Below are 17,934 nucleotides of genomic sequence, written 5' to 3' on the forward strand. Positions count from 1 at the left end.
CTTCATGGTGACCATTGCCGATGTGGCCAGGCACGCGGGCGTGTCGTCCAGCACGGTCAGTTACGTGCTGAGCGGCAAGCGCGCGATCTCCGAGGAGACGCGGCGCCGGGTGCAGAGCTCCGTGCAGGAGCTCGGCTACCACCCCAACGCCGGCGCGCGAGCCCTGGCCGCGCGGCGATCGCACATCATCGCCCTGATGGTGCCGTTGCGCACCGACGTGTACGTGCCGGTGATGATGGAGATCGCCATCGCGGTCACGATGGCCGCCCGGCAGCACGGCTACGACGTCCTGCTGATCACCAACGACGAGGGTCCGGACGGGGTGCGCCGGATCGGTGCCAGCGGCCTGGCCGACGGCGTGATCCTCATGGACGTCGAGCTCGACGACGAGCGCATTCCGGTGCTGCAGTCGAACGGCACCCAGGCCGCGCTCATCGGCCTGCCGGACGACCCGGCCGGACTGTCCTGCGTGGACCACGACTTCGCGGCGGCCGGCGCGCTCTGCGCGGACCACCTGGCCGATCTCGGCCACCGCGAGGTCGCGTTCATCGGCTACGGCACCGGTGTCTACACCCGGCACGCGGGCTACGCCGAACGCACGCTCACCGGTTTCGGCGAACGGGCGGCGCAGCGCGGTCTGAGGTTCGTGCACAGACCGTGCGACGGCACTTACGAGAGCACGGCGGGGACGTTCGCCCGCATCCTCGCCGACCGTCCGGACACCACCGGGTTCGTCGTGCAGAACGAGGGCGCGATCGGCCCGCTGCTCACGCTGCTGCGTTCCAGCGGGCGGACCGTGCCGGAGGACGCGTCGGTGATCGCGCTCTGCCAGGCGCAGCTCGCCGAGCAGTTCGCGCCCCGGCTCACCTCGGTGACGGGCTCGGCGGAGGAGCTCGGCCGCGTCGCCGTCGAGCAGATCATGCGGCGTGTCACGGCGGCCGGAAACCGGCAGCGACCGGTGGACGAGACGGTCCTGCTGACCCCTGCGCTGACCGTCCGCGACAGCACCGGGCCCGCGCCGCGCCCCGGCTCCCAGCCCTGACCCAGAGCTTCTTCGGCATCGCTCGCCCCAATGTCCTTCCGCTCCGGCGTCCGCACCCGGACGTCCCGAGCTTTGCCATCCCGACCGCTGACAACCGCGAGGAGCGGCCGCATGCCCACCTACTTCCGAGACCTCGGCACCGCGCTCGAATGGCGTGCCAAGGGCGAGACCCTGCGCGTCGAGCCGTGGGGCCCGGACGCCGTCCGGGTCAGAGCGAATCCCGGCGGGCCGTTGCTCGAAGACCTGCCCGGCGCGCTGCTCGACGCGCCACCCGCAGGCGGCGAGATCGAGATCAAGATCGCCGAGCACCACGCGACGCTGGTCAACGGCAAGCTGACCGTCCGCATCGACGCTGGCACCGAAGGCCAGCTCACCCCGGAGCTCGGGGCGTCCGCCGGCAGCCTGACGTTCCTGCGCACCGAGGACGGCACCGAGCTGCTCGCCGAGCAGCCCGCCCACTTCTGGTGGCCGGGGCCGCGCCTCGCGACCGCCACGGGCAACGGCCACCACCGGCTCGAGCAGCGTTTCCGGGCCTACCAAGGGGAACGGCTCTACGGACTGGGGCAGCACACGCACGGCATGCTGAACCAGAAGGGCGCGGTCATCGACCTCGTCCAGCGCAACGCCGAGGTCGCCATCCCGCTGCTGATCTCCGACCGCGGCTACGGCCTGCTGTGGAACTCGCCGGCCATCGGCCGGGTCGAGCTGGCCGAGACCGGCACGCGCTGGGTCGCCGACAGCGCCCGTCAGATCGACTACTGGATCAGCGCGGGCGAGCCGGCCGACGTGCTGCGCGGTTACGCGGACGCGACAGGGCACGCGCCGGAACTTCCCGAGTGGGCAGCGGGTTTCTGGCAGTGCAAGCTGCGCTACCGCACCCAGGAGGAGCTGCTCGAGGTCGCGCGCGAGTACAAGCGGCGCGGGCTGCCGTTGTCCGTGATCGTCTGCGACTTCTTCCACTGGACGCACCTCGGCGAATGGAAGTTCGACCCGGCCGAGTGGCCGGACCCGGCGGCGATGGTGCGTGAGCTCGACGAGATGGGCGTCAAGCTCATGGTGTCGGTGTGGCCGTCGGTGAGCCCCGTCAGCGAGAACTACCACCCGATGCTGGACCAGGGTTTCTTCATCGGCAGCGGCTACGGGCCGGTGGCGCACGCGGACTGGCCGGACAAGGGGCTCGGCGCCTACTCCGCCCAGGTCGCGTTCTACGACGCCACCAACCCCGAGGCCCGCGAGTACGTGTGGGACCGGATCCGGCGCGGCTACCACGACCTCGGCATCAAGGTGTTCTGGCTGGACGCCGGTGAGCCGGAGCTCAAGCCTGGCAACCAGACCGGCCTGCGCTACCACGCGGGGCCCGGCCTGGAGGTCGGCAACATGTACCCGCGCGAGAACGCCCGCATGATCCACGACGGCCTGCGTGCGGCGGGGGAGACCGAGATCATCTCGCTCAACCGCTCGTCGTGGGCGGGCGCGCAACGGTACGGAGCCGCGCTCTGGTCCGGTGACATCGCCACGGACTTCGCCTCGTTGCGCACCCAGATCAAGGCCGGCCTCAACGTGATGATGTCGGGCATCCCCTGGTGGACGACGGACATCGGCGGCTTCCACGGCGGCGACCCCGAGGACCCGGCCTACCGCGAGGTCCTCGTGCGCTGGTTCCAGTACGGCACCTTCTGCCCCTTGTTCCGCCTGCACGGTTTCCGCGGCGACGAGCAGGTGCTGGAGCCGGCGATGACCGGCCTGGCCAACGAGGTCTGGTCCTACGGCGAGGAGGCCTACGAGATCCTCTCCGCGCACCTGCGGCTGCGGGAACGCCTGCGCCCCTACGTGATGGAGCAGATGCGCACGACCTCCGAGACCGGTGTTCCGCCGATGCGGCCGGCGTTCCTGGAGTTCCCCGGCGACCCCGCGGCGTGGGAGGTCGAGGACGCGTTCCTGCTCGGCCCTGACCTGCTCGTCGCTCCGATCACCGCGGCGGGTGCCCGCGAGCGAGAGGTCTACCTGCCGGCCGGTGCCCGGTGGGCCGACGCCTGGACGGGTGAGGAGCACGAAGGCGGGCAGACCGTCACCGTCGCGGCCCCGATCGACCGAATCCCGCTGTTCCTGCGTGACGGCGCGAGCCTGCCCGTGCGGGAGGAACCGTGATCACAGACCGGCTGGGTGGGCTGGCTTTCGGCGGTGACTACAACCCCGAGCAGTGGGACGAGCAGGTGTGGAAGGAGGACGACGAGCTGATGCGCCTGGCCGGGGTCAACCTGGCCACCGTCGGCGTGTTCTCCTGGGCGCTGCTGGAGCCGGAGGAGGGCCGGTACGACTTCGCGTGGCTCGACGCGCATCTGGATCGCTTGCACGCCAACGGTGTGCACATCGACCTCGCCACTCCGACCGCCTCGCCGCCGCCGTGGTTCACGCTGGCACACCCGGACGCCATGCCCGTCACGCCCGAGGGCACGAGGCTCGTGCACGGCAGCCGCGACACGTATTGCATCAGCGCCCCGGCCTACCGCGAGGCGGCGCGGCGGATCGCCTCGGCCCTCGCGCAACGTTATGGCGACCACCCGGCGCTGGCGCTGTGGCACGTGCACAACGAGTACGTCACCTTGTGCTGGTGCGAGCACACCGCCGCCGCGTTCCGGGTCTGGCTGCGTGCCCGGCACGGCTCGCTGGACGCGCTCAACGAGGCGTGGGGGACGACGTTCTGGAGCCAGCGATACGGCAGCTGGGAGCAGATCCTGCCGCCGCGGGCCACGCAGTGGCACCGCAACCCCGGTCTCACGCTGGACTTCAGCCGGTTCTTCTCCGACGAGGTGATCGCCGCCTACTCCGAGCAGCGGGACGTGATCCGCGCGCACAGCGACCGGCCCGTGACGACCAACATGATGCAGCCCGGCTACCAGAACATCGACCTGTGGGCGCTGGGCCGCGAGGTCGACCTGGTCGCGATCGACCACTACCCGGACCGGCCGGGCCTGGCCGCGGCCGCGGACGTCGCCTTCGCCGCCGACCGCGCCCGGTCGTACGCGGGCGGCAGGCCGTGGCTGCTGATGGAGCAGGGCACCAGCACCGTCTACGACCAGGGCCGGACGCTGGCCAAGGAACCCGGCGAGATCATGCGGCACTCGCTCGGCCACATCGCGCGCGGCTCAGAAGGCGCGCTGTTCTTCCAGTGGCGGCAGTCCAAGGCGGGCGCCGAGCAGTGGCACTCGGCGATGGTCCCGCACGCCGGTCCGGACAGCCGTGTCTTCGGTGAGGTGACGGAGACCGGTGCGGCCATCGGCCGCCTCGCCGAGCTGGCGGGATCGACCGTCACGGCCGAGGTGGCCGTGCTGCACGACTCGGACGCGTGGTGGGCGCTGAACTCGGACGGCCTGCCATCGTCCGAACTGGACTACCACTCGGCACTGCGCGACGCCCACCGGGCGTTGTGGGACGCCGGAGTGGTCACCGACTTCGCGCACCCGGAAGACGACCTCGGCCGGTACCGGTTCGTGGTGGCCCCGGCGCTGTTCCTGCTCTCCGACGCCGCCGCGGAGAACCTGCGCGGCTACGTCGCCCGCGGCGGCACCCTGCTCTTCCAGTACTTCGGCGGGGTGGTCGACCAGAACATGCACGCCAGGCTCGGCGGCTACCCGGCCGCACCGCTGCGGGAGGCGCTGGGCATCCGGGTCGAGGAGTTCCGGCCACTGCGGCGAAATGAGCGGATCACTCTCTCCGACGGCTCGCACGGCACGGTCTGGAGCGAGTCGGTGCGGGCGGTGGGCGCCGAGACGGTCGTCGCCTACACGCACGGCACGCTCGCCGGCTCCCCGGCGCTCACCCGGTACGGCTTCGGCGGGGGAGAGGCCTGGTACCTGTCCACCCGCCTCGACGACGCGGACTACGCGGCGCTGGTCGCCCGGCTGCTGGACTCCGCGGGCGCCGGCCCCGTGCTGCCCGGTCTGCCGCCCGGTGCCGAAGCCGTCACGCGCCAGGCAGAGGACGGTCGCTGCTGGCACATCGTGCTCAACCACGGCACCGAACCCGTTTCCCTGCCTGGAAGTCACCACGACGTGCTGACCGGCGAACCGGCGCGGGAACTGGCGCCCGGTGGGTGCGCCGTGCTGCGGGAAGAAGCGCCGCGGTGACGACGATTCGCTGGGGCCACGAGAAACTGAACTGGGAGTTCGACCTCGTCGACGGCAGGGTGAGCCGTCGCGGCACGGTGATGCCGTTGGCCGAGGTGACGGCCGCGAACCACGGCCGTACCTGGTCGAGCAACCGTCTCGTCGACACGGCGATCGGCGCGCGCCTGCGGTACCGGGCGCACCAGACACTGTCCGAAAAGGACTGGCAGGTCCTCGTCATCGAGCTGCACGACGAGGAGAGCGGCCTCGCCGTGGAGGTGAGCTACCGTTCGCCGGAGGGCGTTCCCGTGGTGCGCGCCGAGGTCGCCGTGCGCAACGAGGGAAGTGCCCCGCTGCGGCTGGAGTCGGTCACCTCCCTCGTGGTGAGCGGTCTCACGCCGGGACGGCCGGACCACGCCGACGTGCTGTGGGCGGAGAACGACTGGATCGCGGAGTGCCGCTGGCGTGCTGAGCCGATGCGCCTCACCTCACCGGATCGGGACGGACGGCACTGCGACGCCCGGCACAAGGGTGCGTTCACCGTCGCGGGACGAGGTGTGTGGTCCAGTTGCGGCCACCTGCCGATGGGCGGTCTCGCGGACCGCGAGACGGGTCAGGCGTGGGTCTGGCAGATCGAGCACAACGGCGGTGGCTGGCGCTGGGAGTGCGGCGAGCTCGACGGCACGGCCTACGTGGCGCTGTCCGGACCGGAAGACCTCGACCACGGCTGGAACCGAGTCCTGGCACCGGGTGACGAGTTCCGCACCGTGCCCGTCGCGGTGGCGTTCAGCGCGGACGGCGGGCCGGACGGGGCGTTCACCGCGCTGACCCGCTACCGCCGCGCGACCCGCAGGCCGCATGCCGACCACGAGGCCCTGCCGATCATCTTCAACGACTACATGAACTGCCTGATGGGTGATCCCACGACGGCCAAGCTGCTGCCGTTGATCGACGCGGCCGCCGGCGCTGGTGCCGAGTACTTCGTCATCGACGCCGGCTGGTACGCCGAGGAGGCCGAGAACTGGTGGGGCACCGTCGGTGCGTGGCAGCCGTCGCGCAGCCGTTTCCCCGGCGGCATCGAAGAGGTGCTGACGCGGATCCGGGAACGCGGCATGGTTCCCGGTCTGTGGCTGGAGCCCGAGGTCATCGGTGTCGACAGCCCTCTCGCGCTGAGCCTGCCGGACGAGGCGTTCTTCCGCCGTGACGGCGTGCGGGTCTCCGACTGCGGACGGCACCACCTGGACCTGCGCCACCCGGCCGCTCGTGCTCACCTGGACGCGGTGGTGGATCGCCTGGTCGGAGAGTGGGGCGTCGGTTACCTGAAGCTCGACCACAACATCAACCCCGGCTCCGGCACCAGCGCGGGTCCCGGGGAGAGCCCTGCCGACGGCCTGCTCGGGCACAACCGCGCGCATCTCGACTGGCTCGACGGCGTCCTGGACCGCCATCCGCACCTGGTGCTGGAGAACTGCGCTTCCGGCGGGATGCGCATCGACCACGCGTTGCTGTCGCGGTTGCAGCTGCAGTCCACCAGCGACCAGCAGAACTTCGACCGCTACGCACCGATCGCGGCCTCCGCGCCGACGACGATGACGCCGGAACAGGCAGCGGTGTGGGCGTATCCGCAGCCGGAGGACTCGCTCGACGAGGTCGCCTTCACCATGGCGAGCGCCCTGCTCGGCCGGATCCACCTGTCCGGGAAGATCGCCGAGCTGGCGCCGGAGGCCAGTGCGCTCGTCCGCGAGGCGCTGACCGTCTACAAGGCGATCCGCGGTGATCTGCCGTGGGCGGTACCGGCCTGGCCACTCGGGCTGCCCGCGTGGGACGACCCGTGGCTGGCCCTCGCCATGAGCACTTCGTCCACGACCTACCTGACCGTCTGGCGCCGCCCCGGTGGTGAGGACACCACCACCCTGCCGTTGCCGGTTCTGTCCGGTGTGGACGTAGGGGTGGAACGGCTCTACCCGGCTGCAAGTGCGGCGGTCGCGCAGTGGCGGCCCGGCACCGCCGAACTCGCGGTGACGCTGCCCGCGGCGCCCTCCGCCGTGCTGTACCGGCTCACGACCAGAGGAGTTGACCGGTGACGACCCCGGTGATCCCCGGAATGCATCCCGACCCGAGCGTGTGCCGGGTGGGGGAGGACTACTACCTGGTGTGCTCCAGTTTCGAGTACTTCCCCGGCATCCCGGTGTTCCACAGCCGCGACCTGGTGAACTGGACACAGATCGGCAACGCGCTGGACCGGACGAGCCAGCTGCTGCTGACCGCGGAAACACCGTCGTCGGCGGGAATCTACGCGCCGACGCTGCGTCACCACGACGGCCGGTTCCATCTGATCGTCACGAGCGTGAGCCACGGCGGCGGCAACATGGTCTTCACCGCCACCGCCACCGACCCGGCGGGGCCGTGGTCCGACCCGATCATGTTGCCCGACGTCCACGGCATCGACCCGGACCTCGCCTGGGACGACGAGGGCAACTGCTGGTGCACGATGGCGGGGGTGCACCAGTACCGCATCGACCTGGCCACCGGTGAGGTCCTCGGTGCGTCGCAACGGCTCTGGTCGGGCACGGAGCGGGCGAAGGCCCCGGAGGCGCCGCACCTGTACCGGATCGGCGAGCACTGGTACCTGCTGATCGCGGAAGGCGGCACCGAACGGGGCCACGCCGTCTCGGTCGCCCGCGGCCCGGCGCCGGACGGCCCGTTCGAACCCTGCCCGGCCAACCCGATCCTGACCCACCGCAGCACCTACGAGCCCGTCCAGAACACCGGCCACGCCGACCTGGTGCAGGGCCCGGACGGGTCGTGGTGGATGGTGCTGCTCGGCGTGCGGCCGGGCGGCGGCACACCCGGCTGGCACGTGCTCGGCCGTGAGACCTTCCTGGCGCCGGTGACCTGGGTCGACGGCTGGCCGGTGGCCGGCCCGCTGACGGTCACACCCCCGTGGCCGCTGCAGCCCGTGCCCGCCGAGCCGGTGCGGGACGACTTCGACCAGAGCGAGCTGCGGCCGCAGTGGGTGTCCACGCGCAACCGTTCCGAGGAGCACTGCACGACCAAGGATCGGGCGGGGTGGCTGACCCTGCACGCCCGCGGGTCCGGTCTGGACGATCCGGACGTCGTGTTCGTCGGCCGGCGTCAGCAGCACCTGTCGTGCCGCGCCAGGACCCTGGTCGATCCGTCGTCGGGAAGCGGTGGCCTGGCGGTCCGGTTCGACGAGGAACACCACTACGAGATCGAGGTGGCGTCCGGAGAGGTGCGGGTGCTCGCCCGGATCGGTCCGCTGCGGACGGTGGTGGCGTCCCGGCCCGCGCCGGAAGGGCCGCTGGTTCTCGGTGTCCAGGTGGACGAGGCGAAGGAGCTGCGGGACGCGCGTTCCGGCCCGGACACCATCTCCCTCGGCGTCGAGGAACCCGGCGGCACGTTCACCGTGCTCGCGACGCTCGACGGCCGGTACCTCTCCACGGAGGTCGCCGGCGGCTTCACCGGTCGCGTCATCGGCGTCTACGCCGCGACCGGCACCGTCCACTTCGACTGGTTCGACTACGAACCGCTCGGCGACTGATTCGCCGACCCGGTTCTCCTCACACGTTGTGCGCGGTCATGCCGGCGGCCGCGGTTTTTCATCTCTGCCATCGTCGTCTGAGATTGTGGGGCCCTTCATGTACACATCAATCGGTAGAACAACACGCCGCCGGATCGGTGCGGTCGTGGCCGCGGTCACGACCGTCGCCGCGAGCCTGACGGTGGCGACGGCGAACCAGGCCGTCGCCGCGGAGGCCGGTTGCAAGGTCACCTACACCGTGAGCGGGCAGTGGGAGGGCGGGTTCAAGGCGGACGTGGCCGTGACCAACCTCGGCGCCGCTGTCGACGGGTGGAAGCTGAGCTGGGAGTGGCCGTCCGGCCAGCAGGCCGGGAACGCCTGGAACGCGAAGGTCACCGAGACCGACGGAGTGGTCACCGCCACGAACACCGGTCACAACGCCAAGATCGCCTCGCAGGCCACGGTGAAGTTCGGCTTCATGGGCACCTGGGACCACGCCAACACGGCGCCGCTGGCGTTCTCGCTCAACGGTGTCACGTGCGTCCACGGCGGTCCGAGCCGCACCGCGATGGAGCACACCGCGGCGATGCAGCCGGGGTGGAACCTCGGCAACACGCTCGACGCCACCGGTCCGGACGAGACGTCGTGGGGCAACCCGCGCGTCACGGAGGCGTTGCTGGACAACGTGAAGGCGCAGGGCTTCAAGAGCGTCCGCATCCCGGTCACGTGGAGTGCACACCTGGCTCCGGACGGCACGATCGAGGCGGAGTACCTCGCGCGCGTCAAGGAGGTCGTGCGCTGGGCGTTGGCACGCGATCTGTACATCATGCTCAACATCCATCACGACTCGTGGCTGTGGATGTCGAAGATGCCGACCGAGCACGACAGCGTGCTCAACAGGTTCAACAAGATGTGGACGCAGCTGGCGGGTGCCTTCACCGAGTTCGGGCCCAAGCTGACGTTCGAGAGCTGGAACGAGCCGCAGTTCGCGGGGAGCACGGGCAAGCCGCAGGAGATCGCGCTCAACGCCGAGCTGAACGCCTCGTTCCACGACATCGTGCGCCGGTCGGGCGGCAACAACGCCACCCGCCTGCTGGTCCTGCCGACCCTGCACACGTCGTCCGAACAGCAGTACATCGACCCGCTCGTGGAGCAGATCCGCGGGTTGAACGACCCCAACCTGATCGCGACCGTGCACTCCTACGGCTACTGGCCCTTCAGCGTGAACGTCGCGGGCGGCATGCGTTATGACGCCACCGCCCAGCAGTTCGACACCGACTCGTTCGACCGCGTGCACAACAGCTTCATCGCGCGGGGAATCCCGGTGATCCTCGGTGAGTACGGGCTGCTCGGGTTCGACCGGCACACCGGCACCGTCGAGCAGGGCGAGAAGCTGAAGTTCTTCGAGTACGTCGGCCACTACGCCCGTGCCAAGAAGATCACCACCATGCTGTGGGACAACGGCCAGCACTTCGACCGCACCATGTTCCAGTGGAAGGACCCCGAGCTCTACGCGCACATCAAGTCGAGCTGGACCACCCGCTCCGGCACGGCCTACACCGACCAGGTGTTCAACGCGAAGCAGAGCCCGATCAGCGCGAAGACGATCAAGCTCAACCTCAACGGCACGTCGTTCTCGGGGCTGTACAACGGAAACATCGCCCTGACTCGCGGCCGCGACTACACGATCGACGGTGACCAGCTCACCCTGACCGCCGCGGCGCTGACCAGGCTGAGCGGCTCGCGGACGTACGGCGTCAACGCGGTGCTGACGGCCCGCTTCTCACAGGGCGTGCCGTGGCGGTTCTACGTCATCACCTACGACACGCCGGTGCTGTCCAACGTCACGGGCACGACGGACAAGTTCGAGATCCCGACGAACTTCCGCGGCGACCAGCTCGCCATGTTGGAGGCCAAGTACGACGACGGCACCTTCGCCGGGCCGCACGACTGGACCGCCTTCAAGGAGTTCGACAAGGCGTTCGCGCCCAACTACACCGACCGCCTGACCGCCCTGAAGGCGGAGTTCTTCACCAACGTGAAGGACGGCCAGCGGGTGACGCTCACGTTCCACTACTGGAGCGGCGCCAAGGTCAACTACTACATCAGCAAGTCGGGTAGCGCGGTCACCGGTACGACCGCCTGATCAGTCCATTGCGGACCAGAACCGCCGAAGGCCGTGACGGTCTTCGGCGGTTCGGCGTTTGGCCGCTGTGGTTCCCTCTGTGGCCGCGTCGGCCATCGTTCGCCCCTCTTCAGTGCGGGATGTGGCACACCGTCATGTCGCCTCGGCCCCGAGCTCCTCGGCGACCGCGGTGAGGTACCGCAGGATGATGGGCGCGATCGTCGCGGACGTGCTGCGGTTGGTCGTGCCGGCGGTGGCCTGCGCCGGGTCGGCGGACATCGCACCCATCCTCTGGTCATCCAGGGACAGAACGCAGATCGTGCCCGTCACCCGATGGCCGGAACAGCCGTACCGCTGTCGTCGGCGGTTGTTCGTGAAGTCTCGGAATCCTTTTGGCAGGCATCGGAAGAAGTTCACCGATCGGCGGTGGCGCCGTCTCGCCGATCTTCGTTGCTTTGTGTACACGGTGTTGTCATGTCCATGATATATGAAAGCTTCTCGTGTTGTTCTAACGTCGCGGCGTCGTGCTCGAACTCGAGTCAGGAGCCGTGCAGGTGGTCCGGTTGACCAGATTTGTCGCTGTTGCTGCTTTGTGGGCCACATGCGGGCTGACCGCGGCCGCAGTCCCGGCCTCGGCCGCACCGCCGTCCAGCGGGACGTTCTCCGTGCTGAGCCTCAACGTGGCCGGACTGCCGGAAGGGCTGTCCAGCGGCAATCCGCAGGCGAACACGCCGATCATCGGCCAGCGGATCAGGCCGTACGACATCGTGCACGTGCAGGAGGACTTCAACTACCACGCGTCGCTCTACGCCAACAACACGCACCCGTTCCGCACACCCACCAGCGGCGGTGTCCCGTTCGGCGACGGGCTCAACACGCTGGCCAACCACCCGTACTCCGACCTCACCCGCGACAAGTGGGACAAGTGCAACGGCACGGACTGCTTGACCCCCAAGGGGTTCACGTGGTCGCGGATCCGGATCGCCGAGGGCGTGCTGATCGACTTCTACAACGTGCACTCGAACGCGGGTGACAACGAGGCCGACCTGGCCGCCAGGCGGGCCAACATCAGCGAGCTGTCCCGGTTCATCACCGCCAACTCGGCGGGCAACGCGGTGGTGGTCGCCGGCGACACCAACACCCGCTACACCCGCACCGGCGACAACATCCGGGAGCTGGTCTCCGCCAACGGGCTGACCGACGCCTGGGTGCAGGAGGAACGGGGCGGTGTGCCGCCGGCCGCCGGCAGCCCGACAGTAGGCTGCAACGATCAGAACGTCAGCGACGCCTGCGAGGTCGTCGACAAGATCCTCTTCCGCGGGAACAGGTACATCACGCTGGATCTGACCCGGTACGGCAACGAGAACGCTGCCTTCCGCACGGCCGACAACAAGATGCTGTCCGACCACTACCCGATCGCGGCGGACTTCCGATGGACGCTGAACCCCGCCCTGTCGCTCAGCGACGCGTGGGGCGGACCGCACGGCAGCCCGTTCACCGATGTCGCCACGGTTCCGCTGGCGCAGCGGGTCACCGCCGTCAGCCTCCGCGCGGGCTCACGCGTCGACCAGGTCGGGATCACGCTCGCTGACGGCACTGCGTACAGCCACGGCGGTGGCGGGGGAACGGCGCAACAGCTGACGTTGTCACCGGGTGAGCACCTGACGTCGGTGACCCTCCACTCCGGACAGTACAACGGGCACACCAGGATCTTCTTCGCCCGCTTCACGACGAACACCGGCCGGACGCTGTCCGGTGGCACTGAGACGCCGAACGCGGTCACGTACACCGCGCCCGCCGGTTTCCAGATCGCCGGTTTCCACGGGCGCTCCGGCAACGAGGTCGACTCGCTCGGCGTCGTCTTCACCAGGGTCGCGTGATGGCGGGGCAGACCGATCGGCGCGGGTTCCTGATCGGCACCGGGCTCGTGGCCGGTGCGGCGCTCGGCAGCAGCCCCGCCCGGGCGCACGCCGAGCGCGACGGCTACACGTGGCTCGCCGGTGACCACCACATCCACAGCCAGTACAGCAACGACGCCATGTACCCGGTGGCGACGCAGGTCGAGCGCGCGGCGCGGCACGGCCTGAGCTGGTTGACGATCACCGACCACGGCAACGTCCCGTTCGCGAAGTACAGCGTCGCGCCGTTGGTGGCCGACATCGTGGCGGCGCGGCAGAAGTACGAGGACATGCTGGTGTTCACCGGGCTGGAGTGGAACATCCCGGCCGGTGAGCACACCACGCTGATGCTCGCACCAGGCCGGAACGAGGGCAGCCTGCTGCAGGAGTTCGTCACCCGGTTCGACGCGCGGGTGAACGGCACCCGCGACGGCACCCCCGCCAACGAGGCGATCGCGGTGCAGGCGTTGAAGTTCCTGCGGGACGCGGTGGCGACCGGCAGGATCGCCGACGCGCTCGTGCTGCCCAACCACCCGTCCCGGCTGGGCATCAACTCACCGATGGAGACCCGTACCTGGCGTGACACCGCGCCCGGCATCGTGATCGGCATGGAGGGCGCGCCCGGCCATCAGGCGGCCGGCCTGCCCGCACCGGGTATGGCGCGCGGCCGCGGGTTGTACGACTCGGCGCCGGGCAAGTTCTCCTTCCCCGGTTACCCGGCCGAGAGCTACCGCACGTGGGGTGGCTTCGACTGGACGACCGCCACGGTGGGCGGCTTCTGGGACAGCCTGCTCGCCGAGGGCAAACCGTGGTGGATCACCACCACCTCGGACGGCCACCAGGGCTGCGGGGACTGGATGAAGAACCCGGTGGACCGCCTCGACCAGCAGGGCTACGACGACATCCCGTACGACAGCGCCGGGCGGACGTTCACCAGCACCGGCCGCTTCCCGGACCCGGTCAACGCGGGCCGCCCGATCGTCGAGTACAGCTCGTTCCCGCCCGGCGCCTACAACAAGACCTGGGTCGGCGTCACCGGCCGCGGACACCGCGAGGTGATGCGGGCGATGCGGGCCGGCCGGATGTGGGTCTGCTTCGGCGATCTCGTGGCGGGTCTCGACGTGCGGCTGCGCCCGCGCGGGTCGCGCGGGCCGGGGGTGTCGATGGGCGGCACGCTGCGCGCCTGCCGAGGCGACGTGGTCGAGGTGGTGGTCCGGATCGACCTGGCAGACCGCCCGAACTTCGCGGGTTTCGTGCCGAAGCTGGCGCGCGTCGACCTTATCGTCGGCGCGGTCACCGGCCCCGCCACCGACCCGTCATTGCTGCGCGCCCCGCAGACGAAGGTCGCGAGGTCGTGGGACGTCCGGGAACGTTCCGGCACCGTCGAGCTGGTCCACCGGATCACCGTCGACGGACCGTTCTACGTGCGGGTCAGGGGCACCGACGGCAAGCGCGTCGCACCCGGTTACCACGGCGCGGACGTGGATCCGGCCGGTCCGGCGATCGACGTCGCAGGCAAGTCGGACCCGTGGGAAGACCTGTGGTGCTACTCGAATCCGGTCTTCGCCGCGGTCCAGCGCTGAGCAGGCGACGGGTACCGCGCCGGGGGAGTGGTGTGGCGCGGTACCCGTCTGTGCCGCGGGCGGGATCAGGGGTTTCCGGTCCTGCGGCGGTCAGCCACGCGCGTGCCCGATGAGCGGGAGCCGCAGCCGCAGCTGGTACCCGCCGTCCGGTGTCGGTCCCGTGTGGAGCTTCCCCTTGAGCAGCGTTGCTCGCTCCTGCAGCCCGACGAGCCCGTGCCGTGCGCTGGGCAGCGCGAGATGCGGCCTGGTGGGCGGGGTGTTGGTCACGGTGACGGTCAGGTCGGTGTCGTCGTGGCTGATGTCGATGGTGGCGCTGGCGCCGGGTGCGTGCTTGCGCACATTGGTCAACGCCTCCTGGATGGTGCGGTAGATGGCGCGCTGCACAGGCGGCTCGAGGCCGTCCGGGGCGTCGCTGACCAGTCGTGCGTCGATCGCGCTGTTGTCGATGAGCCGTGCCAGGTCGGTGAGTGTGGGCTGTGGGGTGAGCTCCGTGGCCGGTGTGCCGGAGGCGCGCAGGAGGTTCACCATGTGGCGCAGTTCGTCGAGGGTGTTGACCGACAGCTGGCGGACGTTCTCGGCTGCTTGTCTGGCGGTGGGGTCCGTGGTGCTGACCTTGAGCGCTCCTGCTTGTACGGCGATCAGGCTCACCTGGTGGGAGACGACGTCGTGCATCTCGCGGGCGAGCTGGTTGCGTTCTCTGGCCAGGATGGCCTCGGCGTCGAGGCGCCGTTCGTGTTCTCGTGCTTGTTCGACCTCGTCGAGCTTCAGCGCCAGTTCGCGCTGGCTGCGCAGGAACTGGCCGAGCAGGATCGGGGCAGCCGCCGGCATCGTGAAGTAGATGAGGCCGAGCATCGCGTCGGTGTCCCAGAACTGCGGCGCGACCTCGACCAGCGGGAAAGCGGCGATCCCCGCCGCGACCAGCCAGCAGGCCGTGAGCAGCCACCAGCTGCGATACCGGGAGGACACCGTGTAGAGGGCGACGAGCGTCGCCACGATCGCGCCGGGGAACACTACCGCGGGCAGGGTGGCCACCAGGGCGGGGACCGGCCAGCGGTCGCGCACCAGGATCGCGAGCACGGCGAGCACCACCGTGGCGGTCGCGACCGGCGACGGTTCGGGGATCACGTTCAGCAGTGCCTCGGCCGCGGCGATCAGGATCACCAGGGAGTCGATGAGCCTGGGCGGAACCTTCGGAGTCATGCCCGCCCGTCCTCGAGCAGTCCCGCGCGCTGGGCGACCAGCGCCGCCTGGACCCTGCTGCCGACGCGGAGTTTGGTGAGGATGGCGCTGACGTGGTCCTTCACCGTGCCGACGCTGACGTGGATGCGGGATCCGATGTCGGTGTTGGACAGTCCCTCTGCGATCAGCACGAGCACCGCGCGTTCGCGTTCGGTCAGCGAGCCGACCTGTTGGGAGGCTTCGGAGCCAGCGCCGGAGCCGAGGTAGCCGTCGACGACCGTGCGGGTGACCTTGGGGGAGAGCACCACGCCGCCGCTGGCGACGGTGCGGACCATCTGGGCGAGCTGTTCGGGGCCGGTGTCCTTGAGGATGAACCCGGCCGCGCCCGATCGCAGGGCCGTGGCGATGTACTCGTCGGAGTCGAACGTGGTGAGCATGGCGACGACGGGCGGGGATTTCAGGCCCTGCAACTGGCGGAGGACGGTGAGCCCGTCCACGTCCGGCATCCGGATGTCGAGCAGCACGACATCGGGCTGGTGCAGGCTCACCTCGCGCACGGCCTGCGCACCGGTCGGCGTCGCCACGACCTCGATGTCCCCTGCCGCCTGGAGGATGAGACGGAAACCGGTCCGCACCAGCTCCTCGTCGTCCACGACGACAACCCGGATCATGTCACGCTCCTCAGTGGATGCCGCACGCGCTCAGTCTGGCCAACACCGCTGCGGGACTGCCATCCGGAACCTGGCAGGCAGCGTCCGCCGACTGGCCGGTTCTCACCATCCGGGCGGCGGGGGTCAGCCTACGGTAGTTAAACCTTCAACTACATGTCGGAGAGCAAGCAACCGGCTTCGCTGCCGTTCGACGACAACTGTCGAACGGCATCGACTTCATTTTCGACGAGCTTCGACGCGCTGCTGAGGATTTGGGCGAAAACGTTGTGGCACAACGTTCTTCACGGTGTCGCGCAAGTGGGCTACCGTCCCGTTGAGAACGTTTCCAGGAACGCGAAAGTCCACAGTGGACAAGAGGGAGCCGAGGGTGCACCGGTCAACGACGACGGCAGCTGCCGTCCTCGCCGCCGCGCTGACGGCGGTTGTCACGTTCAGCGGCGCGCCCGAGGCGGAAGCCGCCACCGGGTGCCGGGTCGACTACAGGGTGACCGACGAGTGGCAGGGAGGCTTCATCGCCTCCGTGGACGTCACGAACCTCGGCGACGCGGTCACCGGCTGGCAGCTGACCTGGTCGTACGGCGGCGGCCAGACGGTCACGCAGATCTGGAACGGGACGGTGCGCCAGTCCGGCGCCCAGGTCGCCGTCGACAACGTCAGCTACAACGGCTCTCTCGGCACCGGTGCGACCGCGGGCTTCGGCTTCGTCGCGAACGGCCCGACCACCCCGGTTCCGGCGAGCTTCGCACTGAACGGCACGGCGTGCACGGGTTCGGCGCCGGCACCGGACGTCCTGGCCCAGGCGCACACCGCCGGCCGGGTCACGAAGTCCGGTCAGTACTCCTGGCCGGGCATCTACTTCGAGGGCAGGTTCCGCGGCACCGGTGTCGGGATCGCGCTCAACGACTCGGTCAACGAGTTCGACGTGCAGATCGACGGGCGAACCGTCGCCACGCTGCTGAAGCCGGGCAGGACCACGCACTGGGTGAACAACCTCAGCAACGCCGAGCACACCGTCCGGCTGGTCAAGCGAACCGAAAGCCCGTGGACGACGGCAGGGGAGTTCGGCGGGTTCGTCGCAGCGAGCGGCGGCGAGATCCTCACCAAGCCCGCGGCGCGGACCCGGCAGATCGAGTTCATCGGCGACTCGCTGACCGCGGGCTACGGAAACCTGTCCACGACCCGCGACTGCTCGGCCAACGGCGGCGTCGACCGCAACACCAACACCGACCTGAGCTTCGGTGCGCTCACCGCCCGTTCGCTCAACGCCGACTACCAGGTCAACGCCTTCTCCGGCCGTGGCATGGTCCGCAACTACAACGGCGGTCAGGCGGGCACGAGCTACCGCACCTACTACGACAGGGCGTTGCTCAACGTCGACGGTGACGTGTGGCAGAACCCCGGCACGTGGCACCCGCAGCTGGTCGTGGTCGGCCTGGGCACCAACGACTTCTCCACCGCGCTCAACCCCGGCGAGCAGTGGCCGACCCAGCAGAGCCTCGTCACCGCCTACAAGGCCGCCTACCAGGAGTTCCTGAACAAGCTGAGGACTCGTTACGGCTCAGGCACGACGATCCTCGTGGGCGTGCCGCAGGCGTCGGGGACGTTCGCCGACGCGGCCCGTCAGGTCGTGGAGGAACGGGGCGACAGCCGGATCCGCTACTGGAACTTCGGCGACCTCGCGCTGGACATGGTCGGCTGCGACTGGCACTTCTCGCAGCGCGACCACCAGCTCATCTCCGGACGGCTCGGCAACGTCATCGCAGGGTTGAACCTGGCCTGGTGAACCGCG

The 17,934-nt window shown here is 69.7% G+C and carries 12 protein-coding genes; 9 read left to right on the forward strand and 3 right to left on the reverse strand.

Features of this window, described 5'->3' with window-relative positions; genetic code table 11:
- The first annotated feature begins 4 nt into the window (after positions 1 to 4).
- From C8D87_RS16440 to C8D87_RS16465, 6 genes are all read left to right on the forward strand, one after another.
- Positions 5 to 1,042, forward strand: a complete 1,038-nt coding sequence (locus C8D87_RS16440) for a LacI family DNA-binding transcriptional regulator (protein ID WP_112227308.1) — start codon at positions 5 to 7, stop codon at positions 1,040 to 1,042.
- Positions 1,043 to 1,153: 111 nt separating this feature from the next.
- Positions 1,154 to 3,190 carry a glycoside hydrolase family 31 protein gene (locus C8D87_RS16445; RefSeq protein ID WP_112227309.1) on the forward strand — a complete coding sequence of 679 codons (2,037 nt, stop codon included), beginning with the start codon at positions 1,154 to 1,156 and terminating at the stop codon, positions 3,188 to 3,190.
- A complete protein-coding gene (locus C8D87_RS16450) occupies positions 3,187 to 5,169 on the forward strand; it encodes a beta-galactosidase (RefSeq protein ID WP_112227310.1) in 1,983 nt (660 codons plus the stop codon). Before C8D87_RS16445 ends, C8D87_RS16450 begins: the two co-directional genes overlap by 4 nt.
- Positions 5,166 to 7,232 carry an alpha-galactosidase gene (locus C8D87_RS16455; protein WP_215732331.1) on the forward strand — a complete coding sequence of 689 codons (2,067 nt, stop codon included), beginning with the start codon at positions 5,166 to 5,168 and terminating at the stop codon, positions 7,230 to 7,232. The genes C8D87_RS16450 and C8D87_RS16455 overlap by 4 nt, the downstream gene beginning before the upstream one ends.
- On the forward strand, positions 7,229 to 8,710 hold the full coding sequence (locus C8D87_RS16460; RefSeq protein ID WP_215732332.1) for a glycoside hydrolase family 43 protein: 1,482 nt from the start codon (positions 7,229 to 7,231) through the stop codon (positions 8,708 to 8,710). The genes C8D87_RS16455 and C8D87_RS16460 overlap by 4 nt, the downstream gene beginning before the upstream one ends.
- 145 nt (positions 8,711 to 8,855) lie before the next feature.
- Complete coding sequence (locus C8D87_RS16465) at positions 8,856 to 10,835, forward strand: cellulase family glycosylhydrolase (RefSeq protein ID WP_233442129.1); 1,980 nt, start codon at positions 8,856 to 8,858, stop codon at positions 10,833 to 10,835.
- Positions 10,836 to 10,967: 132 nt separating this feature from the next.
- Here the strand turns inward: C8D87_RS16465 and C8D87_RS48570 are convergent, their stop codons facing one another.
- Entirely contained in the window at positions 10,968 to 11,093 is a 126-nt protein-coding gene (locus tag C8D87_RS48570) for a hypothetical protein (protein ID WP_267899865.1), read from the reverse strand.
- A gap of 284 nt (positions 11,094 to 11,377) precedes the next feature.
- Here C8D87_RS48570 and C8D87_RS16470 point away from each other — a divergent pair, with 284 nt between their 5' ends.
- Both C8D87_RS16470 and C8D87_RS16475 read left to right on the forward strand, forming a co-directional pair.
- Positions 11,378 to 12,694, forward strand: coding sequence for a jacalin-like lectin (locus C8D87_RS16470; protein ID WP_215732333.1), 1,317 nt, complete (start codon positions 11,378 to 11,380; stop codon positions 12,692 to 12,694).
- Complete coding sequence (locus C8D87_RS16475; RefSeq protein ID WP_112227312.1) at positions 12,694 to 14,295, forward strand: PHP domain-containing protein; 1,602 nt, start codon at positions 12,694 to 12,696, stop codon at positions 14,293 to 14,295. The genes C8D87_RS16470 and C8D87_RS16475 overlap by 1 nt, the downstream gene beginning before the upstream one ends.
- Before the next feature lie 90 nt (positions 14,296 to 14,385).
- On the opposite strand, the gene C8D87_RS16480 is transcribed toward C8D87_RS16475, so the two are convergent.
- Positions 14,386 to 15,495, reverse strand: a complete 1,110-nt coding sequence (locus C8D87_RS16480) for a sensor histidine kinase (RefSeq protein WP_112227313.1) — start codon at positions 15,493 to 15,495, stop codon at positions 14,386 to 14,388.
- On the reverse strand, positions 15,492 to 16,145 hold the full coding sequence (locus tag C8D87_RS16485; protein WP_112227314.1) for a response regulator: 654 nt from the start codon (positions 16,143 to 16,145) through the stop codon (positions 15,492 to 15,494). Before C8D87_RS16485 ends, C8D87_RS16480 begins: the two co-directional genes overlap by 4 nt.
- Before the next feature lie 367 nt (positions 16,146 to 16,512).
- Here C8D87_RS16485 and C8D87_RS16490 point away from each other — a divergent pair, with 367 nt between their 5' ends.
- Positions 16,513 to 17,928: a cellulose binding domain-containing protein gene (locus C8D87_RS16490; protein ID WP_112227698.1), complete on the forward strand. Its 1,416-nt coding sequence runs from the start codon at positions 16,513 to 16,515 to the stop codon at positions 17,926 to 17,928.
- Positions 17,929 to 17,934 lie beyond the last annotated feature (6 nt).

The sequence above is a fragment of the Lentzea atacamensis genome (assembly GCF_003269295.1).
GTDB lineage: Bacteria > Actinomycetota > Actinomycetes > Mycobacteriales > Pseudonocardiaceae > Lentzea > Lentzea atacamensis.